The 24,985-nt window shown below is 42.2% G+C and carries 26 protein-coding genes and 5 tRNA genes; 26 read left to right on the plus strand and 5 right to left on the minus strand.

The annotated features are described in order from the left end of the window. Nucleotides 1-31: 31 nt before the first annotated feature. Nucleotides 32-790: a hypothetical protein gene (locus tag VR862_RS13305; protein WP_324721484.1), complete on the minus strand. Its 759-nt coding sequence runs from the start codon at nt 788-790 to the stop codon at nt 32-34. A 1-nt stretch (nt 791) separates the two neighbouring features. After that, entirely contained in the window at nt 792-1,523 is a 732-nt protein-coding gene (locus VR862_RS13310) for a class I SAM-dependent methyltransferase (protein ID WP_324721485.1), read from the minus strand. Nucleotides 1,524-1,549: 26 nt separating this feature from the next. Between VR862_RS13310 and VR862_RS13315 the strand changes: the two genes are divergently transcribed. Then, nucleotides 1,550-2,047 carry a YkgJ family cysteine cluster protein gene (locus tag VR862_RS13315; protein ID WP_324721486.1) on the plus strand — a complete coding sequence of 166 codons (498 nt, stop codon included), beginning with the start codon at nt 1,550-1,552 and terminating at the stop codon, nt 2,045-2,047. A gap of 134 nt (nt 2,048-2,181) precedes the next feature. Continuing rightward, on the plus strand, nt 2,182-2,553 hold the full coding sequence (locus VR862_RS13320; protein WP_324721488.1) for a four helix bundle protein: 372 nt from the start codon (nt 2,182-2,184) through the stop codon (nt 2,551-2,553). A gap of 303 nt (nt 2,554-2,856) precedes the next feature. Here VR862_RS13320 and VR862_RS13325 read toward each other — a convergent pair whose 3' ends face one another. After that, complete coding sequence (locus tag VR862_RS13325) at nt 2,857-4,089, minus strand: exo-beta-N-acetylmuramidase NamZ family protein (RefSeq protein ID WP_324721489.1); 1,233 nt, start codon at nt 4,087-4,089, stop codon at nt 2,857-2,859. Between the two features lie 8 nt (nt 4,090-4,097). Here VR862_RS13325 and VR862_RS13330 point away from each other — a divergent pair, with 8 nt between their 5' ends. Further along, nucleotides 4,098-5,333 carry an ABC transporter permease gene (locus VR862_RS13330; protein WP_324721490.1) on the plus strand — a complete coding sequence of 412 codons (1,236 nt, stop codon included), beginning with the start codon at nt 4,098-4,100 and terminating at the stop codon, nt 5,331-5,333. A 92-nt stretch (nt 5,334-5,425) separates the two neighbouring features. Next, nucleotides 5,426-6,406 (plus strand): PLP-dependent cysteine synthase family protein, encoded by a 981-nt coding sequence (locus tag VR862_RS13335; RefSeq protein WP_324721491.1) that lies wholly within the window; start codon nt 5,426-5,428, stop codon nt 6,404-6,406. A 69-nt stretch (nt 6,407-6,475) separates the two neighbouring features. Here VR862_RS13335 and VR862_RS13340 read toward each other — a convergent pair whose 3' ends face one another. Together VR862_RS13340 and VR862_RS13345 are read right to left on the minus strand one after the other, a co-directional pair. Further along, nucleotides 6,476-6,856, minus strand: a complete 381-nt coding sequence (locus tag VR862_RS13340; protein WP_324721492.1) for a hypothetical protein — start codon at nt 6,854-6,856, stop codon at nt 6,476-6,478. Next, nucleotides 6,853-7,032, minus strand: a complete 180-nt coding sequence (locus VR862_RS13345; RefSeq protein ID WP_324721493.1) for a hypothetical protein — start codon at nt 7,030-7,032, stop codon at nt 6,853-6,855. The genes VR862_RS13340 and VR862_RS13345 overlap by 4 nt, the downstream gene beginning before the upstream one ends. 182 nt (nt 7,033-7,214) lie before the next feature. On the opposite strand from VR862_RS13345, the gene VR862_RS13350 reads away from it, so the two are divergent. The 22 genes from VR862_RS13350 to rpoB all read left to right on the plus strand — a co-directional run bounded on the left by VR862_RS13350 (nt 7,215) and on the right by rpoB (nt 24,951). Continuing rightward, nucleotides 7,215-7,910, plus strand: coding sequence for an SGNH/GDSL hydrolase family protein (locus VR862_RS13350; protein WP_324721494.1), 696 nt, complete (start codon nt 7,215-7,217; stop codon nt 7,908-7,910). Nucleotides 7,911-7,955: 45 nt separating this feature from the next. Continuing rightward, nucleotides 7,956-9,278, plus strand: a complete 1,323-nt coding sequence (locus tag VR862_RS13355) for a DUF2851 family protein (protein ID WP_324721495.1) — start codon at nt 7,956-7,958, stop codon at nt 9,276-9,278. Nucleotides 9,279-9,290: 12 nt separating this feature from the next. Next, nucleotides 9,291-9,521 (plus strand): PspC domain-containing protein, encoded by a 231-nt coding sequence (locus VR862_RS13360; RefSeq protein WP_324721496.1) that lies wholly within the window; start codon nt 9,291-9,293, stop codon nt 9,519-9,521. A 135-nt stretch (nt 9,522-9,656) separates the two neighbouring features. Beyond that, complete coding sequence (locus VR862_RS13365; RefSeq protein WP_324721497.1) at nt 9,657-11,744, plus strand: amino acid carrier protein; 2,088 nt, start codon at nt 9,657-9,659, stop codon at nt 11,742-11,744. 15 nt (nt 11,745-11,759) lie between these two features. Then, entirely contained in the window at nt 11,760-12,638 is an 879-nt protein-coding gene (locus VR862_RS13370; protein ID WP_324721499.1) for a ComEA family DNA-binding protein, read from the plus strand. 60 nt (nt 12,639-12,698) lie between these two features. Continuing rightward, a complete protein-coding gene (locus tag VR862_RS13375; RefSeq protein ID WP_324721500.1) occupies nt 12,699-13,868 on the plus strand; it encodes an acyl-CoA dehydrogenase family protein in 1,170 nt (389 codons plus the stop codon). A gap of 228 nt (nt 13,869-14,096) precedes the next feature. Continuing rightward, nucleotides 14,097-14,291 carry a 30S ribosomal protein S21 gene (gene rpsU, locus VR862_RS13380; protein ID WP_029035711.1) on the plus strand — a complete coding sequence of 65 codons (195 nt, stop codon included), beginning with the start codon at nt 14,097-14,099 and terminating at the stop codon, nt 14,289-14,291. A gap of 89 nt (nt 14,292-14,380) precedes the next feature. After that, a complete protein-coding gene (locus tag VR862_RS13385) occupies nt 14,381-15,286 on the plus strand; it encodes a tyrosine-type recombinase/integrase (protein ID WP_324721502.1) in 906 nt (301 codons plus the stop codon). A gap of 27 nt (nt 15,287-15,313) precedes the next feature. Then, nucleotides 15,314-15,619, plus strand: coding sequence for a ribosome hibernation-promoting factor, HPF/YfiA family (gene hpf, locus VR862_RS13390; protein WP_324721503.1), 306 nt, complete (start codon nt 15,314-15,316; stop codon nt 15,617-15,619). 98 nt (nt 15,620-15,717) lie between these two features. Beyond that, nucleotides 15,718-15,791 (plus strand) — tRNA-Thr (locus VR862_RS13395). A 265-nt stretch (nt 15,792-16,056) separates the two neighbouring features. Then, nucleotides 16,057-16,142, plus strand: a tRNA-Tyr gene (locus tag VR862_RS13400). Between the two features lie 72 nt (nt 16,143-16,214). Next, nucleotides 16,215-16,287: transfer RNA gene (locus VR862_RS13405), tRNA-Gly, on the plus strand. 167 nt (nt 16,288-16,454) lie between these two features. Further along, nucleotides 16,455-16,526: transfer RNA gene (locus VR862_RS13410), tRNA-Thr, on the plus strand. A gap of 59 nt (nt 16,527-16,585) precedes the next feature. After that, nucleotides 16,586-17,773 carry an elongation factor Tu gene (gene tuf, locus VR862_RS13415; protein WP_324721504.1) on the plus strand — a complete coding sequence of 396 codons (1,188 nt, stop codon included), beginning with the start codon at nt 16,586-16,588 and terminating at the stop codon, nt 17,771-17,773. A 60-nt stretch (nt 17,774-17,833) separates the two neighbouring features. Next, nucleotides 17,834-17,906 (plus strand) — tRNA-Trp (locus VR862_RS13420). A gap of 139 nt (nt 17,907-18,045) precedes the next feature. After that, nucleotides 18,046-18,243, plus strand: a complete 198-nt coding sequence (gene secE / locus VR862_RS13425) for a preprotein translocase subunit SecE (protein WP_168025835.1) — start codon at nt 18,046-18,048, stop codon at nt 18,241-18,243. Between the two features lie 11 nt (nt 18,244-18,254). After that, the gene (gene nusG / locus VR862_RS13430; protein ID WP_324721505.1) at nt 18,255-18,806 is read left to right on the plus strand and encodes a transcription termination/antitermination protein NusG; all 552 of its coding nucleotides are present in this window, start codon (nt 18,255-18,257) and stop codon (nt 18,804-18,806) included. A 76-nt stretch (nt 18,807-18,882) separates the two neighbouring features. Next, complete coding sequence (gene rplK / locus VR862_RS13435; protein ID WP_324721506.1) at nt 18,883-19,320, plus strand: 50S ribosomal protein L11; 438 nt, start codon at nt 18,883-18,885, stop codon at nt 19,318-19,320. Nucleotides 19,321-19,338: 18 nt separating this feature from the next. Continuing rightward, on the plus strand, nt 19,339-20,037 hold the full coding sequence (rplA, locus tag VR862_RS13440; RefSeq protein WP_324721507.1) for a 50S ribosomal protein L1: 699 nt from the start codon (nt 19,339-19,341) through the stop codon (nt 20,035-20,037). Nucleotides 20,038-20,049: 12 nt separating this feature from the next. After that, nucleotides 20,050-20,571, plus strand: a complete 522-nt coding sequence (rplJ, locus tag VR862_RS13445; RefSeq protein WP_324721509.1) for a 50S ribosomal protein L10 — start codon at nt 20,050-20,052, stop codon at nt 20,569-20,571. A gap of 57 nt (nt 20,572-20,628) precedes the next feature. Continuing rightward, nucleotides 20,629-21,006 (plus strand): 50S ribosomal protein L7/L12, encoded by a 378-nt coding sequence (gene rplL, locus VR862_RS13450; protein ID WP_266069942.1) that lies wholly within the window; start codon nt 20,629-20,631, stop codon nt 21,004-21,006. A gap of 132 nt (nt 21,007-21,138) precedes the next feature. After that, nucleotides 21,139-24,951: a DNA-directed RNA polymerase subunit beta gene (rpoB, locus tag VR862_RS13455; RefSeq protein WP_324721572.1), complete on the plus strand. Its 3,813-nt coding sequence runs from the start codon at nt 21,139-21,141 to the stop codon at nt 24,949-24,951. Nucleotides 24,952-24,985 lie beyond the last annotated feature (34 nt).

Here is a 24,985-nt window from a genome sequence, read left to right on the forward strand (position 1 = left end):
TTTCAATCTTGAACAAATAATCCAGAAGAGACTATTTACCTCCATTAGCTTTAAGGTCGAGTTTGCAGTGTTCGTCAAGTTCTAAAATTTTCACTCCATTTTCTAAGAAGCTTAAAGGAGATGAGCTCACGTCGATCTTGGCAGCCATAAGACATCCCTCCACATTACAATGCGCTTTATGTTCAGGATTTTCATCTTCGTGTTCGCTTTGAGCAGGAGTTCCATTATCAACCAGCCCAAAAAGATGTCCGAATTCATGATGTAATGTAACGGTCTGGATTTCGCTCCTAGAGCCATTCATGCTTTTTATTACGCTGTCAAAAATGACCATAGAAGTATTCATGTAGGCTTTGCCCAAAATGTTAGTTCCTTCTTTGGAATCCTGGCTTTTCTCATCGGCAAAAAATATAAAAACTGCGAGTCTGTTATCTACAGAGAATGCGGTTCTGTATTTTTTCTCAATTGCCTTAATTTCTTCTATGGAATAGGAGCCAACATCGGGACTGGAAATTGCCCGGGTTTGTATAGAGATACCATTGGGTTTATGGGTATTCCTTTCAAAAAAGGTGCGTAAGCTGTTTAAGGCCTCCGCTGTTGGTTCAAATCCGGTCACATAAACTATTTCCAAATCAATGGCTGTAAACAGTTCGTCACTCAAAAAATCTCTTGCCGATGCTCCCAGCACCAAATCATTCCTATGGGCATTAACTTTTTTATCTGGACTGTCTGTTGTACAACCCGCTAATAAGAATAGCGCTATGAAGCAGCTGTAAAAGTAATTTTTCCCCATACTATTTTTTAAGACTTAGCTTTGCAAGGTAGTCGTAATGTTCACCTTCAAAGACTTTTTCACAGTTAAAGTTGTTTTTTGCAGCTGCTAAAGATAAGGATTCAAAATCAAGATACAACCAGTCAAAACTGCCGGAGGTTTCATTCTTGTAGCTCAGCCGGTAAGTAAGTTCCCCGTAATATCCCTTGGAGGAATCTACCCATACACCTCCGTCTTCATCGGCATCAAAAAGATAAATCAAGTCTGAAGAATCAATGAGTACTTGGCCGTCCCTGGCCAGCAGGTTTTTTAGCTGCTCAAAAAAGCGATCCAGGAACTTCATTTTCCCCACGATCCCTGTGCCGTTCATGAGCAGAAGGATCGTGTCGAATTTTTCTTCGGAAAGCTTTTCAAAAGCAATGTTTCGGGCATCTGAAATTCCTCTTTTGCGGCAGACGTCTATAGCTCCGGCTGAAGTGTCTATACCAACCACTTCCAGCTTTCGTTCTTCCTGAAGGTAAAGCGAATGACTTCCGGCACCGCATCCCACATCCAAAACTCTTCCGCGGCACAATTGAAGCGCTTTTTGCTCCAGCTTCGGCATGTCTTCATACTTCCGAAACAGGTAAGGCACAGGGATTACATCATCATCAAAGTCGGGAGAATGTACCGTTATGTCTGTTTCATCTGCATTTTCGAAATAGGCAGTTATGGCTTTTCCGAAGATATCGGGGTCTTTTTGCGGCTTGTTCACGTGTTGGTTCTGTTTATCTTTGCGGCATGCAGGATGAATTAAATGGGCTTCCGCAAAGGGCCAAAGATAAACATAAGGAGAATAAGAAATTTTTCCAACAGCTTAAAAAGAAGCCGCCAAAGCATTTAGATCTTCAAATGCAGGAGCTGCACGAGGAGGAGTTTGAAAGAACCGATTGTCTCACTTGTGCCAATTGCTGCAAAACCACCGGACCTCTTTTTACAAATAAGGACATTGAACGTATTTCCAAACATCTACGTCAAAAGCCGCAGCAGTTCATAGATCAGTATCTGCGAATAGATGAGGACAATGACTACGTGTTACAGGAAGTTCCCTGCGCCTTTCTCGCCCCTGATAATTACTGCCTCATCTACGACGTGCGGCCCAAAGCCTGCAGTGAATTCCCGCATACCAACCGCAAAGACTTCCACAAGATCTCCAATCTTACATTAAAGAATGTAGCCATTTGCCCGGCGGCGTTTAAGATTGTGGAGGAGATGAAACGCAGAGCATTGAAGACATAGTTCTGCTGTTTTAACCCTGTTATAGCACGTGAGGTTGTTTTTGATTTCTTTTGTTCCGGGTTGCGAGTTTTGGGTTACCTCCCGGTAAAATATTTATGTTACCTTTTAGATTTAAATCCATAAAAATAGCTGGAATGGCAAATTCATATAAAGAACTGGAAATTTACTCATTATCTCTGAACCTCTTCTACAAGGTTCATTCTCTAAGCCTCCAATTGCCTAAATATGAGCTTTACGAGCTCGGGAGCCAAATTCGTCGTTCTTCAGATTCAGTAAATACTAACATCGTGGAAGGATATGGACGGAGAAGATACAAAGGTGATTTTATAAAGTTTTTGGTTTATTCTCATTCAAGTAATGATGAAACTCTTAATCATCTAGAAAAGCTGATCCACCTTTATCCATCTATAATGCAGGACCACCTTCACCTAAAAAAGGATTATAATAATCTTGGAGCAAAAATTAATTCCTTATTAAAATATGTAGAAGCTTCCTGGAAAATATAATTTCAACCCGCAACCCGCAACCCGCAACCCGAAACCCGCAACCCACAACCCGCAACCCGCAACCCGCATCCCGCAACCCGCAACGCTCACCCCACAACCCACAACCGGCAACAGACAACAGGCAACAGGAAACAGACAACCCGTAACCCGCAACCCTCAACCCACAACACACAACCGGCAACAGGCAACCGGCAACCCGCAACCCGCAACCCGCAACCCGCAACCCCAACCCAAAACATTTTAACAGGTAACAGGAAACCGGCAACAGGAAACCGGCAACAGGAAACCCGCAACCCGCAACACCTAATCGTATAAAAGATACCTCTCTCTCACTTCTTCAAATTCTTTTAAACCCAAAGTCCAGGTGCTACGAATTTCAGATGCACTCAACCCCTCTTTAATTTGCTGCTGAAGTTTTTCCGTACCGGCGAGTTTAGTGAAAAAGGAATTGAAAAAATCCCTTTTTTGAGAGGTGTGGTTGTAGGCTTCTATCAGCCACTCCAGATTAAGAAAATTGAGGCGTGGAGCGTCGGAAAGGTCTTTTCCATAACAGGTTTTTCCGAGGTGTTTTGGAGATTTTGCTCCCTCGTTGGATTGAGGAACGTAAGAAAAGGGAAATTCCTTTTCCGGTAAAAAAGGAGAGCCAAAGACCTGGAACTGTTTTGAAGTTCCTCTTCCCGCATTTACGCTAGTGCCTTCAAAAAAGCAAAGGCTGGGGTAAAGATTGATGGCTGTTGCATTCGGCAGGTTTGGGGAGGGCTTTACCGGTAGTATATACGGTTCATTGCGGTTGTAACTTTCCAATTCCACGATTTGCAGAGGCGCCTGAATATTCCCTTTTAACCACCCTTCTCCATTGATCATTTTTGCATATTCCCCAATAGTCATTCCATGGACCACAGGAACAGGATGCATACCAACAAAACTTTTGTGTTCAGGTTCAAGAACCGGTCCGTCAATGTAATGTCCGTTGGGATTTGGCCGGTCGAAGACCATCACCTGCACACCATTTTCGGCCGCTGCTTCCATGACGTAATGAAGCGTCGAAATATAGGTGTAGAACCTGGCACCGACATCCTGAAGATCGAATATTAAAATGTCAAGACCTTCTAATTGTTCTGGAGTTGGTTTTTTGTTGTTTCCGTAAAGCGAGATTACGGGAAGCCCCGTGCGGGGATCTTTCCCGTCTTCGATGGCCTCCCCGGCATCGGCAGTACCGCGAAATCCATGTTCCGGAGCGAAGACTTTTTGAAGATCAACATCAAGGGCAAGAAGAGTATCCACCAGGTGTACATTTCCGGCTTCCGTAGGAATGATACTGGTTTGGTTCCCAACGAGCCCTACTTTCTTGCCTTTCAAAAAGGGCAAATAAAAGGCAGTTCTTTCAGCGCCCAGCTTCAGCTTTTGAGAAGTTTCAGCAGAAGAAATGGTATCAGCTTCAGTAGAATTTGCTGAAGGCTTACCCGAATTGTTTCCGCAGGCCGTGGCGGTGATAAGTAGGAATAAAAATGTACTTTTGAAAAATCTTAAACTCATAGCTACTCTTGAATCTGGAATTCTTTATCGCCAAACGCCTTATAAGTGCGAAGCAACACAAAAGTAGCATATCGGCCCCTATAATAAAAATAGCCATAGTGGCCATTGCCATTGGGGTGATCATGATGCTCGTGGCTTTTGCAACCGGAATTGGACTTCAGCAAAAGATAAGGGAAAAAATGTCGGCTTTTACGGGGCATGTCACTATCTCCAGCTATGACAACAACAATTCGCAGGTTTCTTTGATGCCCATTTCGACCGATCAGGATTTTTATCCCGAATTTGAAGCGGTTGAAGGTATTGAGCACGTACAGGCAACAGCTTACCTGGGCGGAGTTATTCGAACTGAAACAGATTTTGAAGGCATAATTGTCAAAGGTGTAGGAACAGATTTCAATTGGGATTATTTTGAGGATTTCCTCATTGCAGGGCAAATGCCCGATGTTAGCGGAAGTTTGAACAGCGAAGTCCTTATCTCCAGCTATACCGCAAACAGGCTGGGTTTGGAGGTGGGAGACAAGGCAGTTACTTATTTTTTGAGAGACGAGACCAGCCGGAATCCTCTTACGCGGGCTTTCGAGATCACCGGAATCTACAATTCGGGCTTTCAGGAGTTTGATGAACTATATATGCTTGCCGATATACGGCATGTACAACGGATCAATCGCTGGGAAAGTGACCAGGTAGGAAATTTTGAGGTTTTTCTGAAGGATTTCAGCCAGCTCGATGAGAAAGGTCGGGAGATCTATGAAAATACAGGTTCCTTTCTGGATACCCGAACCATAAAACAGCAGTATTATTCCATTTTTGAATGGTTATCCCTGTTCGACTTCAACATTGCTCTCATAATCGGCATTATGATCCTGGTGGCCGGGATCAATATGATCACAGCCTTACTGGTTCTAATTCTCGAAAGAACCCAAATGATCGGAATCATGAAAGCGCTGGGAAGCAGTGACTGGAGCATTAGAAAGATATTTTTGTACAACGCAGGATATTTGATCCTACTGGGGCTTTTCTGGGGGAATCTTATCGGCCTCGGACTCCTGTTCGCCCAGAAATACCTGAAGCTTATTCCGCTTAATCCGGAAACCTACTATGTGACTGAGGCGCCTGTGTACATTGGGTGGGAATACATTCTCGGGGTAAACCTGGGGACTTTACTGCTATGTATGCTCATGCTGCTCATTCCTTCTTATATCATCACCAGGATCTCTCCTGTAAAGGCCATGAAATTCGACTAGATAGGGTATCAAAAATGGCATTTTCGGCACCCCTTTTGAAGTCTTTATAAAGCTGCATTTTTTCTTACCTTTGCAGCCGCAAAAAATGAGAAATGGAATACGCTGAAAATATACTTGGTACTATTGGAAATACGCCGCTTGTCAAGATCAACAAACTGACGGAAGGTATAGATGCACTGGTGCTTGCAAAATATGAAACCTTCAATCCGGGGAATTCGGTAAAGGACCGCATGGCGGTGAAGATGATCGAAGATGCCGAAGCTGCCGGACTTTTGAAACCGGGAGGGACCATTATAGAAGGAACTTCAGGGAATACCGGCATGGGCCTCGCTCTTGCCGCAATTGTAAAAGGTTACCGCATGGTTTGTGTTATGGCCGACAAACAATCCAAGGAGAAAATTGACATTTTACGGGCTGTAGGTAGCGAGGTGGTGGTTTGTCCAACCGATGTCGCGCCAGATGATCCTCAATCCTATTATTCTACTTCAAAACGTCTTTCTGAAGAAACTCCGAATTCCTGGTATGTGAACCAGTACGATAATCTTTCCAATACAAAGGCCCATTACGAAAGCACCGGACCAGAGATCTGGAGGCAAACTGACGGAAAAGTGACCCACTTTGTAGTAGGCGTTGGTACCGGCGGAACAATTTCGGGCGTTGGAAAATATTTGAAAGAACAAAATCCGAATGTAAAGGTTTGGGGAGTTGATACTTATGGCTCAGTTTTTAAAAAATACCACGAAACAGGGGAATTTGACGAGAACGAGATCTATCCTTATGTGACTGAAGGAATTGGAGAGGATATCCTTCCCAAGAACGTTGATTTCGGGATCATTGACGGCTTCACAAAGGTGACCGATAAAGATGCTGCCATCTACACCCAAAGACTTGCGAAGGAAGAAGGAATGTTCCTGGGGAATAGCGCGGGAGCTGCCATGAAAGGTTTGCTGCAGCTAAAAGAGCATTTTAAAAAGGATGACGTGGTAGTTATTCTTTTCCATGATCACGGCAGTCGCTACGTTGGCAAAATGTTCAACGATGACTGGATGCGGAAAATGGGATATATAGAATAAGAACCAAGAAATAAGAAACAAGAAACAAGAAACAAGACGTTTTTTGGAAAATACAGGAAGCTGTCTGTTTTAGGCAGCTTTTTTTATTGCTGAAATGTCTTTGCTTTCCAATCTTTGAACCAGCCAGAAAATAAATGCTCCTGCGAAGTAAAGCAGTACATCAATAAAATCTGAAGTGTAGCGCACTTTCACCTCCGGAAGATAATATTCGAAATAAACTGAATAAAGCGTGGCAAGAGAGAAGGCTGAAAAAAGGGAAATATTAACCTGCTTATTTTTGCTGAAGCACCTGATCACAAAATAGCAAATACTCAATACGATTGGAAGGTAGAGGAGGTCATTGAGGTAAGAGGAGAAAAAGGCCGGAAGATCACTGCAGAAGCTGAGCAGTAGTAAATTCAGTAGAAAGAGCGTGAGGCATATGCTAAAGAGCAGCAGGATCTTTTTCATAACAGGAACAATGCAGTAATAAATGCCAGGGTTCCGCCAATGATCATCACTGCCAGCCACACGTTAAATCCCACTTTTTTGAGACCCGTAATGAACCGGCCTTCCGATCTACTTTTTGGATCTTTATTGTCCTGTAAAGGAGCGTTTTCCTCCGGAACCTGCTGTTTATCTTGCATAGAGAAAGGTTTTGCAATAAGATAGAATTTTTACCGGAATATTCTTTTCATCAGCAGCCGGTTTAACCGGGAATTAGGATTTCTCAAACCGCCGGTTCCGGTCAGTTATCTTCTAAAAAAGATCCTGCAGTTGTGCTGCTGCGGAAGAATAGTATATTTTAGTGCTGTTAAAAAAGACAATTATGAGAAGAATTTTTCTGGCTTGCCTGTTGATGGTAAGCATCGTGAGCTGTAAAGAAGAAAGTGCACCAGAGGTGGACAATGAGGTGAGGGAGCCAACCTTGACCTACCTTGCACTTGGAGATTCCTATACAATCGGGGAAAGTGTTGAGCCTGAAGAAAGATGGCCGGTGCAGCTTACCGAAAGATTGAGAACTGATGGAATTGCTGTTCAGGATCCAAAGATCATTGCCACTACGGGCTGGACCACACAGGATCTTCTGCGTGCCATAGATTCGCAGCTTAAAGATGAAAAATACGATCTGGTATCTGTCTCAATTGGAGTGAATAACCAATACCAGGGAAAATCCATAGATGAGTACAGGGAAGATCTTTATGAGGTTTTCAAAAGAGCCATCACATACTCAAAACAGGGAGTGTCCGGAGTTTTTGCTGTGAGCATACCCGACTATGGTGTGACTCCTTTTGGTGCACAAAATGCTGAGGAGATCGCACGGGAGCTCGATGAATTCAACAAGGTATTTGAAGAGGTGGCTTCAGAGTTTGGAGTAGATTTCTACAACATTACCCCCATCTCAAGAGAAGCAGCTAATCAACCCGATCTTATTGCTGATGATCAACTTCACCCGAGTGGGAAAATGTACAGGCTTTGGGTGGAACATTTCTATGCTGAAGTCAAGCAAAAAATTACGCAGTAAAGATTAACAGTATTTGTAAGGCTTCTCCTGCATTAAAATTACCCTGTGTGTAAAGGATATGGAAATATTCGATATTTTTATTTGATGCAGGAGGACTACTTACATTATTTGTGGCAGTTCCAGAAATTCAACAATCTGGAACTAAAAACTGTGGAGGGAACTACTGTTCAGGTAAATTCTCCCGGCTCTCATAATGAACTCTCAGGTCCTGACTTCTTCAATGCGAGGCTTTTAATAGGCGGCCAGGAGTGGGCCGGAAATGTGGAGATACACCTTCGCTCTTCCGATTGGTACATGCACGGTCATGAAACCGATCCTGCCTATGATAACGTTATCCTTCATGTAGTCTGGGAGCATGATGTGGAAATATTCCGAAAAGATAATTCTCCCCTGGCAGTTGTAGAGTTAAAAGATCTTATTCCTTCCGAAAACTTTGACGCATATCGGAACCTGCGAAGTGATAATTCCTTGAAGTGGATCAATTGTCAGGAAGATTTTTCCCTGGTGGATGATTTTCTGTTGAACAATTGGCTGGAAAGATTGTATGTGGAGAAGCTCGAGAAAAGATCGGCACTAATTCAGGAATTACTCTCTAAAGCTGCAGGAGACTGGGAGGCAGTGCTTTTTCAAATGTTAGCAAAGAACTTTGGTCTCAATGTGAACGGAGAGGCTTTTTTGAGCATTGCGACTTCCATTCCATTTAAGGTAACGAGAAAACTGCACCTGCTTCAATTGGAATCCTTGCTCCTGGGACAGGCAGGACTCCTTAGTGGGAGTCATGAAGAGCCTTATTTTCTACTGCTCAAAGAGGAGTATCTTTTTTTAAAACACAAATTGAAATTATCTTCAGATGGGGTGGTTCCTGTGAAATATTTCAGGCTGCGCCCGGATAATTTTCCCGAATTAAGACTGGTGCAGCTGGCAGCTGTTTATCATAAACAGAGGTCGCTTTTTTCTTCTCTTCAAAAGTGCAAAAATTCACAGCAGGTATACGACCTCTTTAATACAGATGTAAGTGAATTCTGGAATTCGCACTTTACTTTTACCCGGAAGCACTCCCCGAGAAAAAAGAAGCTGACTTACCAATTTCTCGATCTGTTGATCATTAACACCGTTGTTCCTATACAGTTCTCCTATTTAAAGAACAAAGGAAAGGAGGGATTTGAAAAGGTTCTGCCATTGATTGAAAGTATTGCACCCGAAAAAAATGAGGTTATCAGGAGGTTTCGGTCTCTTAGACCTTCAGTGGCGCCGGGAGCTTTGCAAACGCAGGCGCTGTTACAGCTAAAAAAAGAATACTGTGATAAAAAAGCCTGTCTCAAATGTGCAGTAGGATTAAAGATCCTGCAGCAACAACCTCAAATTTAATATCTTTGTCCCATGCAGAAATGGGTGAACCAAATTAGAAATTTCTTCGAGAGACATGGGTTCTATGTATCTTCTCGCTTTGCAGATAAGCTGGGGATGAGAGCCAAAAATGTACGTTTATTCTTTATATATCTTTCTTTTGCCACTTTTGGGATTGGATTTGCGATTTACCTAACGCTGGCTTTCCTATTGAAGTTCAAGGATATGATCTACTCAAAACGTACTTCGGTTTTTGATCTTTAAGAGAGGCATGAGGTCTTAGCTCCTGTGGATTAACGTTTTCTTTGCAATTTAACTAGATAAAATTTGAAAACGTTAATATTTTTAGCATCTTGCTTCGCCGAAAATTCCATTTAATATTTATTCTAAAATTCTTATATGAGAAAGTCCATACTTTCATTATTATTTTCTGTTTTCTTTTTGACGACTTATGCACAGGATATGCAGGTGGATGTCCAGGTGGAGAACCCATCAAAGGTCATTAATGACGGGCTAGTTGAACTAGATGTCACCGGAGGAACACCACCATATCAATATAAGTGGTCCAACCAAAGCACTCCTCTCGATGCTTCCCGTGCCGGAGCTCTGGTTGAAGGTGTAGAATACACAGTGACTGTGACAGATGCAGCAAACAATAGTGTTACCAAGACTTTTGAAGTACCTGCAGAAGCTATCACAGAACATTTCAACGGCACCTTTGCGCCAATAGTGGCCAGTATGGGGAGCGTTTTGTTCTGGGACCCGTTTTCGGCTATTGGGATATATGATCCTGTAGTTTATGCGGATATAAAAAGAGTTGCAGCGCCAAACTGGGAAGCTCAAACCGATGGACGCTATGTGCTTGAACAATGGCTAAAACCTGAAGGAGCACGTGTAGAAGAGGGCGAACCTATCGCAGTAGTTGTCAAGGATGGGGTTGAAGAATCTACCGCCTACGCCAATGCTAACGGAACCCTGGAATATTTAGTGGAAGAAGGTGGGGTGATCTATAATTCGGAGAATGTAGAACACGTCATAGAGCAGGGAGCACATTATTTAGCGGCGATTAGATATGATGAGCCAATCCCATTACTTCACCCGAATGGGGACCTGCAGCAAAAGGATATTCCTTTTATTGTTATATGGCTGGTTTTGGGAGCATTGTTCTTTACCATTAGAATGGGCTTCATCAATATTAGAGGTTTCAAACATGCTCTTGATCTTGCAAAAGGAAAATATGATGATCCAAACGCTCCGGGGCAAGTTACTCACTTCCAGGCTTTGGCAACAGCAGTTTCGGGAACTGTAGGCTTGGGTAATATTGCCGGAGTGGCAGTAGCCATCTCCCTTGGAGGTGCCGGTGCCACAATGTGGATGATCGTGGCCGGACTTCTTGGAATGTCTTCCAAGTTTGTAGAGTGTACCTTGGGTGTTAAATACAGATTTATAAACTCTGAAGGCCGCGTATTTGGTGGGCCAATGAATTATTTGCGATATGGACTTGAAAAAAGAAACATGGCAGGATTTGGAAAATTCCTGGCTGTTTTCTTCGCTATCCTGGCTATTGGGGCCTCATTTGGGGGTGGAAATATGTTCCAGGCGAACCAGTCTTTTGTAATTCTTGCCGGTGAATTTCCTGCACTTGTTGGGAACGGATTCCTCTTTGGTGTTGTAGTAGCCATTCTTGTGGGAGTAGTGATCATTGGAGGGATTAGCAGTATTGCGAAAGTAACAGGTAAGATTGTTCCTATAATGGCAGCAGTCTATATCCTCGGTGCTCTGGTAGTAATTGGTGTAAACATTGAAAATATCGGTCCTGCGTTTGCTGCAATTTGGGATGGAGCATTTAGCCCCAGCGCACTCAAAGGTGGAGTGATTGGAGTATTGATCGTTGGTTTCCAGAGAGCAGCTTTTTCTAATGAAGCAGGAGTTGGATCTGCAGCCATTGCTCACTCAGCTGCCAAGACGAACAATCCGCCGTCTGAAGGTTTTGTGGCCTTGCTTGAGCCATTTATCGATACAGTAGTGGTGTGTACACTTACTGCCCTTGTTCTTATTTTTACAGGAATGCACGAAGTAGAAGGAGTAGGAGGGGTTGAGTTGACTTCTACTGCATTTGGAAGTGTGATCTCATGGTTTCCATACGTGCTGGCCGCAGCGGTTTTCCTTTTTGCCTTTTCAACAATGATCTCCTGGTCTTACTATGGAATGAGAGCCTGGACTTACCTTTTTGGAAAGAGCAAAAAAATGGAGCTGATATATAAAGCCCTTTTCCTTGTCTTTGTTGTAGTGGGAGCTTCTGTAAGTTTAGGAGCCGTTCTGGATTTTTCAGATATGATGATCCTCGCCATGTCTTTCCCTAATATTATCGGTCTCTATATCATGTCTGGTGAGGTGAGAAAAGATCTTAAAGAATACTCCAGGAAACTAAAAGCCGGAGAATTATTCCATAAGCCGGAAAAAGAGCGGGTGAAAAAAGCTTCATAAGCTTAAATAACATACATGAATAACTGGAGATCCCATTTTGTTTTCAATAGAAGTCAGCAAAATGGGATCTTTGTTTTGGTAGCAATTATTATTGTACTTCAATTAATCTATTTCTTCTATCCTTTTTCTTCTGAGGTACCTCTTGATCCCGAAGAAGAGGAGATGGTGCTGAGATTACAACAGTCGGTAGATTCTCTAAAGCTGGCTGCTGCTGATAAGGAATCCGTAGAGATCCTGCCTTTCAATCCAAATTTCATATCAGATTATAAAGGATATCTGCTCGGTATGTCTGTAGCTGAAATCGATCGGCTTCATGACCACCGGAAGAGGAATCTTTGGGTGAACTCTGCGGAAGAATTTCAGGAGGTGACGGGAGTGTCGGATTCTCTGCTGAAGATCCTCTCCCCATCCTTCAGGTTTCCTGAGTTCCGGCAGAAGACTTCAGAAGAAAATAAGGTGTCAAAAGTGACATTTTCGGCACCTCTTTCCAAAGAAGATCTCAATACGGCTACGGCTGCAGATCTTCAACGGGTGAACGGTATAGGAGAAAAACTCTCTGCCAGGATTGTAAATTATCGCAACAGTTTAGGGGGCTTTAGAGCTAACTTTCAGCTTTACGATGTGTATGGTTTATCTCCGGAAGTGGTGGAGCGGGCGCTGCAGCGGTTTGAGGTCAAGACAGGGGCGGCTGAAAAATTTGATCTCAACCAGGTGACATTAATGCAGCTCACCGGCCTCCCTTATTTCAATTATGAGCAGGCGCGCTCAATCATCAAGTATAGGGAAGAGGTAGGGGAAATTAAGGATTTCTTGGAACTTGAGCAGATAACCAATTTTCCCATAGAAAAATTAGACAGAATTGCCCTATATTTGACGATCGACCGAAAAAAATGAGTTTTTTCACAATCCTTGAAATTTTTTTCAGTAATAAAAAGACCTTCAGAACCTAATTTTATGAGCAGTAGATATTTTACAGAAGAACATGAACTATTCCGCAAAAGCTTTCAGGAATTTTTGCAGAAAGAGGTGGTGCCACACATTGATAAGTGGGAAAAAACCGGCACTATTGAACGTTTTATCTGGGAGAAATTCGGGGAAATGGGGTATTTCGGTCTCAATTATTCGGAAGAGTATGGAGGGCTGGATCTTGATATCTTTTATACGGTCATCTTTTTAGAGGAATTGCAAAAGATCAACAGCGGCGGATTTGCGGCAGCTATGTGGGCACATGCTTATCTTGCAATGACACATCTTGCCAAAGAAGGGGATGAGGAGATCAAACAAAAATATCTGGCGCCCAGTATTAGTGGAGAAAAGATAGGCTGTTTATGTATTTCGGAACCATCGGGTGGGAGTGATGTTGCCGGTATGAGAACAACAGCTGTCAAAAAAGGCGACAAATATGTGATCAACGGCTCCAAGACTTTTATTACTAATGGAGTTTACTCAGATTATCTTGTCGTGGCCGCAAAAACAAATCCCGAATTGAAGAGCAAGGGAATGAGCATTTTTGTTGTTGATAGAGAAACTCCGGGAATTTCGGCTACAAAACTCGATAAGCTTGGCTGGAGAGCATCTGACACTGCAGAAATTGCATTTGACAATGTGGAGATCCCTGCTTCAAATCTTATGGGAGAGGAAGGAAAAGGATTTCCGTATATCATGCAGCATTTTGCTTTTGAAAGATTGATCATGGGAATCAATGCCCATGCCCGGGCTCAATTCGCTCTTGACTACACGCTGCAGTACATGAAAGAAAGAGAGGCTTTTGGAACAACGATAGACAAGTTCCAGGCTTTGAGACACACCTATGCCGATATGGCAAGTGAAGTCGAAATGGCTAAGGAATTCAATTATTCTATTGCCGAGAGAATGGAGCGTGGCGTTTACGTTGTGAAAGAGGCTAGTATGTCTAAGTTGCTTTCCACTAAAATTGCCGATGAGGTGATCTATAAGTGTCTTCAGTTCCTTGGCGGGTATGGTTATATGGAAGATTACCCACTGGCAAGGCTTCTTCGTGACAGCCGTTTAGGACCAATAGGAGGAGGTACATCAGAGATCCTGCGAGAGATCATCGCTAAGATGGTCATCGACGGGAAGGAGTATAAGCCGGCAGCTAAATAGGTTCGAAATTCAAAATTCAAGGTTCAAAATTCAAGGTTCAAAATTCAAGATTCAAAAGTGAACATTTTTTGGATTCTTACTATTTCTTTCCACTGCATACTGAACACTGAACACTGAACACTGAACACTAATCAATAAAGGTTTTTGAAATAAAATAGATGAAACATTGCGGGAGTGGAGATTTAAATTATCTTTGCACCCTAATTTTTAAAGAAAGGAGGTGACACTATGTTAATTATACCAGTTAAAGACGGAGAAAATATTGATAGAGCGCTGAAGCGTTTTAAGCGTAAGTTTGATCGTACAGGAACAATGCGTCAGTTGAGAGATCGTCAAGCATTTACAAAACCGTCAGTAGAACGTAGGGCTCAAATCCAAAAAGCTGCTTACATTCAGCATCTAAGAGATCAGGAAGAGATCTAGTATCAATTCCTAAGCCTGAGTTCTTAGGTATATAATATTAACTGTTGATAGATAAAGTTTAATAACTTTGTTTGTCAACAGTTTTTTTTATGTCCCAAAATCAAAGCGACCGTTTCTTCGAATATCTCGAGCTGGAAAGGAAGAATTCCGTTCACACCATCACTGCATATAAGGCCGATCTTGGGACTTTTTCTGATTTTATCAAGACTACATATGGGCAGGAGGACCTAAAGGAGGTGAATTACTCCCAGGTGCGCAGCTGGATCGTGCAGCTTGTCGAGGAGGGGCTTTCGAATAACAGTATCAACCGGAAAATATCATCTTTAAAAGCTTATTATCGTTTTCTTCAAAAGACAAAGCAGCTGGAGGTTTCTCCTTTGGCAAAGCACCGGGCGTTGAAAACGAACAGAAAGCTACAGGTGCCTTTTTCGGAAACTGAGATCAACACTGCTTTACTTGAAATTCCGGCCAGCGGTTTTGAGGAGGTGAGGAATAAGCTCATGGTGGAATTGTTTTATTCTACGGGAATACGACGCAGTGAGCTCATAGGAATCAAACTCAGGGATATGGATCTCTCTTCAGGTATTCTCAAGGTAAAAGGTAAGGGTAACAAGGAAAGGTTCATCCCTCTTTTGCCGACAGTGGTGGCCAGTGTAGAGGAATATCTGGAAGAAAGAAAGGCTGTTAAAAATGACATTTCTGAAGGCTATTTTTTCCTTACAGGAGCAGGCGTTAAAATGTATGATTCGCTTGTTTACCGAACAATTAATAATTACTTTAGAGGTATCTCGAGTAAGTTAAAGAAGAGTCCGCATATCCTGCGGCACTCCTTTGCTACTCACTTATTGAACCAGGGTGCTCATTTAAATGCTGTCAAAGAACTTCTGGGACATTCCAGTCTCGCTGCCACTCAGGTTTATACCCATAATAGTATGGCCGAGCTCAACAAGGTATACCAGAATGCGCATCCCCGGAACAAAAAGAAGGGATCTTAGAAATGTCTAATTAAAACTTCTAAACTTATGAAAGTAAACGTGCAATCCGTGAACTTCCACGCAGATCAAAAACTGGTAAATTTCATTCAGAAAAAGCTGGACAAGCTGGAGAATTATTTTGACAATGTGATTTATGCCGATGTGTATTTAAAAGTTGAGAAAGCCAGTGATAAGGAAAATAAAATTTCAGAAATTTTACTGAGTATTCCGGGAGATGAATTGATCTGTAAAAAGAGGGGTAGGAAATTCGAAATAGGTGTGGATGAATGTGTTAGTTCATTGCAAAGGCAGCTTCAAAAACGCAAGAGGAAATTTAATGCCCAGGTAGCATAAAAATATTTTTCTCAAATGTTTTGAGAACAGATTTAAATTTATACATTTGCAGTCCGTTAGAAATAGCGGACTTTTTTTGTGAAAAAGTTTTGAATTTTGCCGATGTAGCTCAGCTGGCTAGAGCAGCTGATTTGTAATCAGCAGGTCGTGGGTTCGAGTCCCTCCATCGGCTCTGAAATATTGAAGTGAAAACGCAAGGGTGTAGCGAGAAAAACAATGTTTTGAAAAGCTACAGAGGGACGAGAAGTTTATCCTGAGCGCAGTCGAAGGGAGTCCCTCCATCGGCTCTTAAAAACCGCAGAAATCCGGTTTTTAAAGTTCTTGAAATTTTGAATTAAAAAGCTTTGGTTGGTAAATTAATTTTCTGTTAATTTGCGGCTTCAAAAAAGTAGCCATTCCAAAGCAATGGTTCTCTGAAATATTGAAAGGTAAAAATTGGGGAGATACTCAAGCGGCCAACGAGGACAGACTGTAAATCTGTTGTTTTTTAACTTCGCAGGTTCGAATCCTGCTCTCCCCACCACTTTAAATTCCAAACTACAAATTCCAAATACCAAAATGGAATTTGGTGCTTGAAAAGTTGGGATTTAGGAATGCGGGAGTAGCTCAGTTGGTAGAGCGTCAGCCTTCCAAGCTGAATGTCGCCGGTTCGAACCCGGTCTCCCGCTCAAAGTCTTTCTTAGGAAAGGAAATATAAAAAGAGTTTGCTTCTTTTTATACTGGAAAGATCTTCACGCCCGGGGCGTGATTTTCTGCTAGACAAAAATTAGCAACTACTCTTGTGTCCAACAGGTTGTCTCCCCAAAAACAAGCTTTGACGGAGGTGACTTTTTTTGCCGACGTAGCTCAGGGGTAGAGCGTTTCCTTGGTAAGGAAGAGGTCACGGGTTCAATTCCCGTCGTTGGCTCTGAGATTTTGTATAAAATTGAACACTAATATATAACTAAGATTAAATAAGTATTAATTATGGCAAAGGAAACTTACGATCGGTCCAAGCCGCACCTTAACATAGGTACAATTGGACACGTTGATCACGGAAAAACAACTTTAACAGCAGCTATTACTAAGGTATTAGCTGATGCCGGTTATTCAGAAGCTAGATCTTTTGATCAGATTGATAACGCTCCGGAAGAAAAAGAAAGAGGTATTACAATCAACTCTTCACACGTAGAGTACTCAACTGCTAACCGTCACTACGCTCACGTTGACTGTCCAGGTCACGCGGATTACGTTAAGAACATGGTTACTGGTGCTGCTCAAATGGACGGTGCTATTCTTGTGGTTGCAGCTACTGATGGTCCAATGCCACAAACTCGTGAACACATCCTTCTTGGTCGTCAGGTAGGTATTCCTAGAATCGTTGTATTCCTTAACAAAGTGGATATGGTTGATGATGAGGAGCTACTTGAGCTAGTTGAGATGGAAGTAAGAGATCTTCTTTCTTTCTACGAATATGATGGTGACAACGGTCCTGTAATTTCAGGTTCTGCTCTTGGTGCACTTAATGGTGAGCAAAAGTGGGTTGACACTGTAATGCAGCTTATGGATGCAGTTGATTCCTGGATCGAATTGCCAGAGCGTGACGTTGATAAGCCATTCCTAATGCCTATCGAAGATGTATTCTCTATTACTGGTCGTGGTACTGTTGCTACCGGTCGTATCGAAACTGGTGTTGCTAACACTGGAGATCCTGTAGAGATCATTGGTATGGGAGCTGGAAAACTTACTTCTACTATTACAGGAGTTGAGATGTTCCGTAAGATCCTTGACAGAGGTGAAGCTGGTGATAACGTTGGTATCCTTCTAAGAGGTATTGAAAAGAGCCAGATCTCTCGTGGTATGGTAATCACTAAGCCAGGATCTGTAACTCCACACGCTAAATTCAAAGCTGAGGTTTATATCCTTAAAAAAGAAGAAGGTGGACGTCACACTCCATTCCACAACAACTACCGTCCACAGTTCTACGTTCGTACAACTGACGTGACAGGAACAATTAACCTTCCTGAAGGAGTTGAAATGGTAATGCCAGGTGATAACCTTACTATTACTGTTGATCTTATCCAGCCAATCGCAATGAACGTTGGTCTACGTTTCGCTATCCGTGAAGGTGGTAGAACTGTAGGTGCTGGTCAGGTAACTGAAATCCTTGACTAATTAGAGTCTGAATTTATAAAGTTGAGGTATTCACCACGGTGAATACCTTGACTTGTATTTACGGGTTTAGCTCAGTTGGTAGAGCACTGGTCTCCAAAACCAGGTGTCGGGAGTTCGAGTCTCTCAACCCGTGCACAAAAGAGTGGTCGTATAAAAACCTCTTTTTCAAAACAATATTGATCAACTACATGGCCACCGAATTCTTTCCGAAGAAAGGGGTAGTAAAACGGGAGCCTGCGCTTAATAAATATTGAGCGGAAAAATTAAATACCATGGCAGGAATAGCAAATTACATTTCGGAGTCCTATAATGAATTGAAGAATCACGTTACCTGGCCTACCTGGGCAGAAGCTCAAAGGTTAACTGTAGTGGTAGCTGTGTTCTCTATAATCTTCGCATTATTGATCTGGGGTGTGGATACTGTGTTTAGCGGTGTGATAGAGCAATATTTTGAATGGATTAAATCGTAAGTAGTATTGCTATGGCAGAGGTGAAAGACAAAAAATGGTATGTAGTTCGTGCCGTAAGCGGACAGGAGAATAAAGTAAAGGAATATATTGAGCGCGAGATCGCTCATGAAGGTCTTGAAGATTTTATTGAACAGGTTCTTGTGCCAACAGAAAAAGTCATTCAAATAAGGAATGGCAAAAAGGTAAATAAGGAGCGTGTTTACTTCCCCGGATATGTTATGATCCTTGCCAATATTGGTGGTGAGATCCCTCACATTATCAAATCTATAAATGGTGTTATCGGGTTTTTAGGAGAGACAAAAGGAGGAGATCCTGTGCCTCTAAGAAAATCTGAAGTTAACCGCATGCTAGGAAAAGTGGATGAACTTTCTGTGAAGGCAGATAATGTTGCGATTCCATTTACCATTGGTGAAACTATTAAAGTAATTGACGGTCCTTTCAACGGTTTCAATGGAACTGTTGAAAAGATCAATGAAGAGAAGCGTAAGCTTGAAGTGATGGTGAAGATCTTTGGTAGAAAGACGCCGCTGGAGCTTAGCTATATGCAGGTAGAAAAAGTATAATAACTGTTACACTATATATTTTTGGATAGTTTTAGTATGCTTCCACTAACAAAACTATCATCTTAAAATTAATAAAATGGCAAAAGAAGTAAGTAAGGTTGTTAAGTTACAAGTTCGCGGAGGTGCTGCTAACCCATCACCACCAGTTGGACCAGCTTTAGGTGCTGCCGGAGTTAATATCATGGAATTCTGTAAGCAATTTAACGGAAGAACCCAGGATAAGCAGGGTAAAGTATTGCCTGTTGTAATTACAGTTTATAAGGATAAGTCTTTTGATTTTGTAATTAAAACTCCACCGGCTGCAGTTCAGATCATGGAAGCTGCGAAGACTAAAAAAGGTTCTGGTGAACCAAACCGTAAAAAAGTAGCTAGTGTTTCTTGGGATCAGGTAAGAGCCATTGCTGAAGATAAGATGCAGGATCTAAACGCATTCACAATTGAGTCTGCGATGAAGATGGTGGCAGGAACAGCAAGATCTATGGGAATTACTGTAAAAGGACAAGCACCTTTTTAATCCAAAAAGAAATTAAAAATGGCAAGATTGACTAAAAAGCAAAAGGAAGCACAGTCTAAACTTGAAAAAGGTAAAACTTATTCGGTTGCAGAAGCTTCAGCTTTAATAAAAGAGATTACCAACGTAAATTTTGATCCTTCTGTAGATATCGCCGTTCGTTTGAACGTTGATCCCCGTAAGGCAAATCAAATGGTGCGTGGCGTAGTTACCCTACCACACGGTACAGGTAAAGACGTGAAGGTTTTGGCTCTTGTTACTCCAGATAAGGAGGCAGAAGCTAAAGAAGCCGGTGCAGATTATGTTGGTTTAGACGAGTACCTTGATAAGATCAAAGGTGGCTGGACAGATGTTGATGTGATCATCACTATGCCTAGTGTTATGGGTAAATTAGGACCCCTTGGACGGGTTCTTGGACCAAGAGGTTTGATGCCTAACCCTAAGACCGGAACAGTAACTATGGATGTGGCTAAAGCTGTGTCTGATGTTAAAGCCGGTAAGATCGACTTCAAAGTAGATAAGACAGGTATTGTTCACGCTGGTATTGGAAAGGCTTCATTTGAGGCAGATAAAATAGCAGGAAACGCAAGAGAATTATTAACTACCCTGGTAAAATTGAAACCTACGGCTGCTAAAGGTGTATACATTAAAAGTATCCACATGTCTAGCACTATGAGTCCTAGTGTTGAGATCGATACTAAAAGGTTCACTGAGCAATAATATTATTGGATTATGACAAGAGAAGAAAAATCAAGAGTAATTGAAGATTTAACTGCCCAGTTAGCTGATAATACGACTATTTACCTGGCCGATATTTCTGGCTTGAACGCCTTGAATACATCAAATTTGCGCAGAGCTTGTTTTAAAGCTAACGTAAAACTTGCGGTAGTTAAAAACACACTTTTGGCTAAAGCCATGGAGAGTTCAGATAAAGATTTTGGAGATCTTCCTTCAACTTTGAAGGGAAATACTTCCATCATGTTCTCTGATACAGGAAATGCACCGGCCAAAGTAATTAAAGAATTCAGAAAAAAATCTGACCGTCCTTTACTAAAAGGCGCGTTTATTGAAGAGGCTATCTTCATTGGAGATGATAAACTAGATACTCTGGTTAGCATCAAATCTAAAGAAGAAGTTATTGGAGATATTGTTGGATTACTACAATCACCTGCCAAAAATGTTATTTCGGCACTTAAATCTGGTGGTGGTAAACTTGCAGGAATTCTTAAGACCCTTTCTGAAAAGGAAGGATAATTTAGTACGCACTTTTTAACAAACATAAATTACATTACATTTTAAAAACGATAGAAAATGGCAGATTTAAAAGATTTCGCAGAACAATTGGTTAACTTGACAGTAAAAGAAGTTAATGAGTTAGCTGATATTTTAAAAGAAGAATACGGGATTGAGCCTGCTGCTGCAGCTGTTGCTGTTGCTGGTGGTGCTGCCGCTGGTGGTGAAGAAGCCGCTGAAGAGCAGTCTGAATTTGACGTAATCCTTAAAGCTCCGGGTGGATCAAAACTAGCCGTAGTGAAATTAGTAAAAGAACTTACCGGTCTTGGCTTGAAAGATGCTAAAGAATTGGTAGATGGTGCTCCAAAACCAGTAAAAGAGGGAGTTTCTAAAGACGAAGCTGAAGCATTAAAAGCACAGTTAGAAGAAGCAGGAGCTGAGGTTGAGCTTAAGTAAGCTAAACCCACACACTAATATAGGTTTAGACCCGGAGATTAGGTTCTCTGAGGTCTAAACCATTTTGCGTATATAAACATTTCCTGTTTATTTCGCACACCTTTTTATATAATAACATAATTCCGTCCATTGATGTTAGCAACGCAAACTGAAAGATTGAGTTTCTCTTCTGTAAAGAACAGGCCTGCTTACCCCGACTTTCTGGATATCCAGATCAAGTCATTCCAGGACTTCTTTCAATTAGAAACGAAATCAGAAGAAAGAGGAAATGAAGGGTTATACAATACCTTCATGGAGAACTTTCCAATTACGGACACCCGTAACCAATTCGTACTAGAATTTTTAGACTATTTTGTGGACCCGCCGCGATACTCCCTGCAGGAATGTATTGAGCGTGGATTGACCTATAGTGTACCGCTTAAAGCACGGTTAAAGCTTTACTGTACAGATCCGGAACATGAGGATTTTGAAACTATTGTTCAGGATGTGTACCTTGGGACAATTCCTTACATGACCCCAAGCGGGACCTTTTGTATCAATGGAGCTGAGCGCGTAGTCGTTTCTCAGTTGCACCGGTCTCCCGGAGTATTCTTTGGACAATCCTTCCATGCAAACGGAACGAAACTCTATTCTGCCCGTGTAATTCCTTTTAAAGGATCCTGGATTGAATTTGCTACCGATATCAATAGCGTAATGTACGCGTATATCGATAGGAAGAAAAAATTACCTGTTACTACTCTTTTCCGCGCCATTGGTTTTGAGCGCGATAAAGATATTCTGGAGATCTTTGACCTTGCAGAAGAGGTTAAAGTTTCCAAAACCGGACTTAAGAAGGTCCTTGGCCGTAAACTGGCTGCGCGTGTATTGAACACCTGGTATGAAGATTTTGTAGATGAAGATACTGGAGAGGTTGTTTCAATCGAGCGAAATGAGATCATTCTTGACCGTGATACTGTTCTTGAAAAAGAACACATTGAAGAGATCGTAGAAACCGGATCAAAAACTATTCTTCTTCACAAGGAAGATAACCAGACCGGAGATTACGCTATCATTCACAATACATTACAAAAAGACCCGACCAACTCCGAAAAGGAAGCGGTTGAGCATATATACCGTCAACTTCGTAACGCAGAACCACCAGATGAGGAAACTGCACGCGGAATCATTGATAAACTGTTCTTCTCAGACCAGCGTTACAACCTTGGGGAAGTAGGTCGTTACAGAATGAACAAAAAACTTGGTCTTGATATTGCCATGGATAAGCAGGTGCTTACCCGTGAGGATATCATTACCATCGTAAAATACCTTATTGAGCTTATCAACTCAAAGGCAGAGGTTGATGATATCGACCACTTGTCTAACCGTCGTGTAAGAACAGTAGGAGAGCAGCTGTCTCAGCAGTTTGGAGTAGGTTTAGCCCGTATGGCACGTACTATCCGTGAAAGGATGAATGTTCGTGACAACGAGGTGTTTACTCCAATTGATTTGATCAATGCGAAGACCTTGTCTTCTGTGATCAACTCTTTCTTTGGAACCAACCAGCTGTCTCAGTTCATGGATCAAACGAATCCGCTGGCAGAGATCACTCACAAGCGTCGTCTTTCGGCTCTTGGACCCGGAGGTTTGTCCAGAGAGAGAGCAGGTTTTGAGGTACGTGACGTTCACTACACTCACTATGGTAGACTTTGTCCTATTGAAACTCCAGAAGGTCCGAATATCGGTCTTATTTCTTCACTTTCAGCCTATGCTAAAGTGAATTCTATGGGATTCCTGGAAACTCCTTACCGTGAAGTTGTAAACGGAAAAGTAAATGTTACCGAGGAGCCAAGATATTTAAGTGCCGAAGAGGAAGAAGAGAAAATGATCGCCCAGGCGAACATTGCAATGAGTGATGACGGTACTATTGAGGCAGATAGAGTAATTGCCCGTGAGGAAGGTGACTTCCCTGTTGTAGAGCCAACCCAGGTTCACTATATGGATGTTGCTCCAAACCAGATCGCTTCTATTTCAGCTTCGTTGATTCCATTTTTGGAGCACGATGATGCGAACCGTGCCCTGATGGGATCGAACATGATGCGCCAGGCCGTACCTCTTTTAAGAGTGGATTCTCCAATTGTGGGTACCGGACTGGAAAGACAGGTTGCTACAGATTCGCGCGTTTTGATCAATGCTGAAGGAGATGGAACTGTAGAGTATGTTGACGCACAAAAGATCGTGATCAAGTACGACAGGACTGAAGAAGAGCGTATGGTAAGCTTTGATTCAGATTCTAAGACTTACGAGCTTGTAAAATTCAGAAAGACCAACCAGGGTACTTCAATCAACCTGAAGCCTATCGTAAGAGTAGGAGACAGGGTGAGCAAAGGCCAGGTGCTTTGTCAGGGTTATGCTACCGAGGCTGGGGAACTTGCTCTTGGACGTAACATGAAGGTTGCCTTCATGCCATGGAAAGGGTACAACTTCGAGGATGCGATCGTAATCTCAGAAAATGTGGTAAGAAATGACATTTTCACCTCTATTCACATCGATGAGTATTCTCTTGAAGTAAGGGATACCAAGCTTGGGAACGAAGAATTGACAAATGACATTCCAAACGTTTCTGAAGAGGCTACTAAAGACCTTGATGAAAATGGAATGATAAGAATTGGTGCCGAAGTTAAGCCGGGAGATATTTTAATTGGTAAGATTACTCCAAAAGGAGAAAGCGATCCTACTCCTGAAGAAAAACTTCTTAGAGCGATCTTTGGTGACAAGGCAGGTGATGTGAAAGATGCTTCTCTTAAAGCTTCTCCATCTTTGAGAGGTGTGGTGATCGACAAGAAATTGTTTGCCCGCGCCATTAAGGATAAGCGTAAGAGAGCTCAGGACAAGGAAGATGTTGCGGCACTTGAGAAAAAATACGAAGCTAAATTTGCCATTTTAAAGTCTGAACTGGTAGATAAATTGTTCGCGATCATTGGTGGAAAAACCGCTCAGGGAGTTATGAACGACCTTGGCGAGGAGATCCTTCCAAAAGGTAAGAAGTACACTCAGAAAATGCTTAATGCAGTTGATGATTACACTCACCTTACCCAGGGAACATGGACCACAGATGAACACCTTAATGCCTTAGTTGCAGATCTTCTTCACAACTATCGTATTAAAGAGAATGACATTCAGGGTAATTTAAGAAGAGAGAAATTCACTATTTCTGTAGGGGATGAACTTCCTTCAGGTATTATCAAACTTGCTAAAGTTTATATCGCTAAGAAGCGTAAGCTTAAAGTAGGGGATAAGATGGCCGGTCGTCACGGTAACAAAGGTATTGTTGCCCGTATCGTTCGCCAGGAAGATATGCCTTTCCTTGAAGATGGTACGCCTGTTGATATCGTGTTGAACCCACTAGGGGTACCGTCACGTATGAACATTGGGCAGATCTATGAAACTGTTCTTGGATGGGCCGGACAAAAATTAGGTAGAAAGTTTGCTACTCCAATTTTTGACGGTGCAACTATAGACCAGATCAATGAGTTGACAGATGAAGCCGGAATTCCAAGATTCGGTCACACTTATCTATATGATGGTGGAACCGGAGATCGTTTTGACCAGCCTGCAACCGTTGGTGTGATCTACATGCTTAAGTTGGGTCACATGATCGATGATAAGATGCACGCACGTTCTATCGGGCCATACTCATTGATCACCCAGCAGCCTCTTGGAGGTAAAGCCCAGTTTGGAGGTCAGCGATTTGGAGAGATGGAAGTGTGGGCGCTTGAAGCCTATGGTGCTTCAGCAACCTTACGTGAGATCTTGACAGTGAAGTCTGATGATGTAATAGGAAGAGCCAAGACATATGAAGCCATTGTAAAAGGTGAGCCAATGCCAGAACCGGGACTACCTGAATCTTTCAACGTATTGATGCATGAATTGAAAGGTCTGGGATTAGATATTAGATTAGAAGAATAAAAGAGTCACCAGTGGACAGTAAGCAGTATCCGGT

The sequence above is a fragment of the Salinimicrobium aquimaris genome, assembly GCF_035607535.1.
GTDB lineage: Bacteria > Bacteroidota > Bacteroidia > Flavobacteriales > Flavobacteriaceae > Salinimicrobium.

Coding starts and splice junctions, on each gene's coding strand:
- VR862_RS13305 (WP_324721484.1), bottom strand. CDS start 790: ATGGGGAAAAATTACTTTTACAGCTGCTTCATAGCGCTATTCTTATTA.
- VR862_RS13315 (WP_324721486.1), top strand. CDS start 1,550: ATGCAGGATGAATTAAATGGGCTTCCGCAAAGGGCCAAAGATAAACAT.
- VR862_RS13320 (WP_324721488.1), top strand. CDS start 2,182: ATGGCAAATTCATATAAAGAACTGGAAATTTACTCATTATCTCTGAAC.
- VR862_RS13325 (WP_324721489.1), bottom strand. CDS start 4,089: ATGAGTTTAAGATTTTTCAAAAGTACATTTTTATTCCTACTTATCACC.
- VR862_RS13335 (WP_324721491.1), top strand. CDS start 5,426: ATGGAATACGCTGAAAATATACTTGGTACTATTGGAAATACGCCGCTT.
- VR862_RS13340 (WP_324721492.1), bottom strand. CDS start 6,856: ATGAAAAAGATCCTGCTGCTCTTTAGCATATGCCTCACGCTCTTTCTA.
- VR862_RS13345 (WP_324721493.1), bottom strand. CDS start 7,032: ATGCAAGATAAACAGCAGGTTCCGGAGGAAAACGCTCCTTTACAGGAC.
- VR862_RS13350 (WP_324721494.1), top strand. CDS start 7,215: ATGAGAAGAATTTTTCTGGCTTGCCTGTTGATGGTAAGCATCGTGAGC.
- VR862_RS13360 (WP_324721496.1), top strand. CDS start 9,291: ATGCAGAAATGGGTGAACCAAATTAGAAATTTCTTCGAGAGACATGGG.
- VR862_RS13365 (WP_324721497.1), top strand. CDS start 9,657: ATGAGAAAGTCCATACTTTCATTATTATTTTCTGTTTTCTTTTTGACG.
- VR862_RS13370 (WP_324721499.1), top strand. CDS start 11,760: ATGAATAACTGGAGATCCCATTTTGTTTTCAATAGAAGTCAGCAAAAT.
- VR862_RS13375 (WP_324721500.1), top strand. CDS start 12,699: ATGAGCAGTAGATATTTTACAGAAGAACATGAACTATTCCGCAAAAGC.
- rpsU (WP_029035711.1), top strand. CDS start 14,097: ATGTTAATTATACCAGTTAAAGACGGAGAAAATATTGATAGAGCGCTG.
- VR862_RS13385 (WP_324721502.1), top strand. CDS start 14,381: ATGTCCCAAAATCAAAGCGACCGTTTCTTCGAATATCTCGAGCTGGAA.
- hpf (WP_324721503.1), top strand. CDS start 15,314: ATGAAAGTAAACGTGCAATCCGTGAACTTCCACGCAGATCAAAAACTG.
- tuf (WP_324721504.1), top strand. CDS start 16,586: ATGGCAAAGGAAACTTACGATCGGTCCAAGCCGCACCTTAACATAGGT.
- secE (WP_168025835.1), top strand. CDS start 18,046: ATGGCAGGAATAGCAAATTACATTTCGGAGTCCTATAATGAATTGAAG.
- nusG (WP_324721505.1), top strand. CDS start 18,255: ATGGCAGAGGTGAAAGACAAAAAATGGTATGTAGTTCGTGCCGTAAGC.
- rplK (WP_324721506.1), top strand. CDS start 18,883: ATGGCAAAAGAAGTAAGTAAGGTTGTTAAGTTACAAGTTCGCGGAGGT.
- rplA (WP_324721507.1), top strand. CDS start 19,339: ATGGCAAGATTGACTAAAAAGCAAAAGGAAGCACAGTCTAAACTTGAA.
- rplJ (WP_324721509.1), top strand. CDS start 20,050: ATGACAAGAGAAGAAAAATCAAGAGTAATTGAAGATTTAACTGCCCAG.
- rplL (WP_266069942.1), top strand. CDS start 20,629: ATGGCAGATTTAAAAGATTTCGCAGAACAATTGGTTAACTTGACAGTA.
- rpoB (WP_324721572.1), top strand. CDS start 21,139: ATGTTAGCAACGCAAACTGAAAGATTGAGTTTCTCTTCTGTAAAGAAC.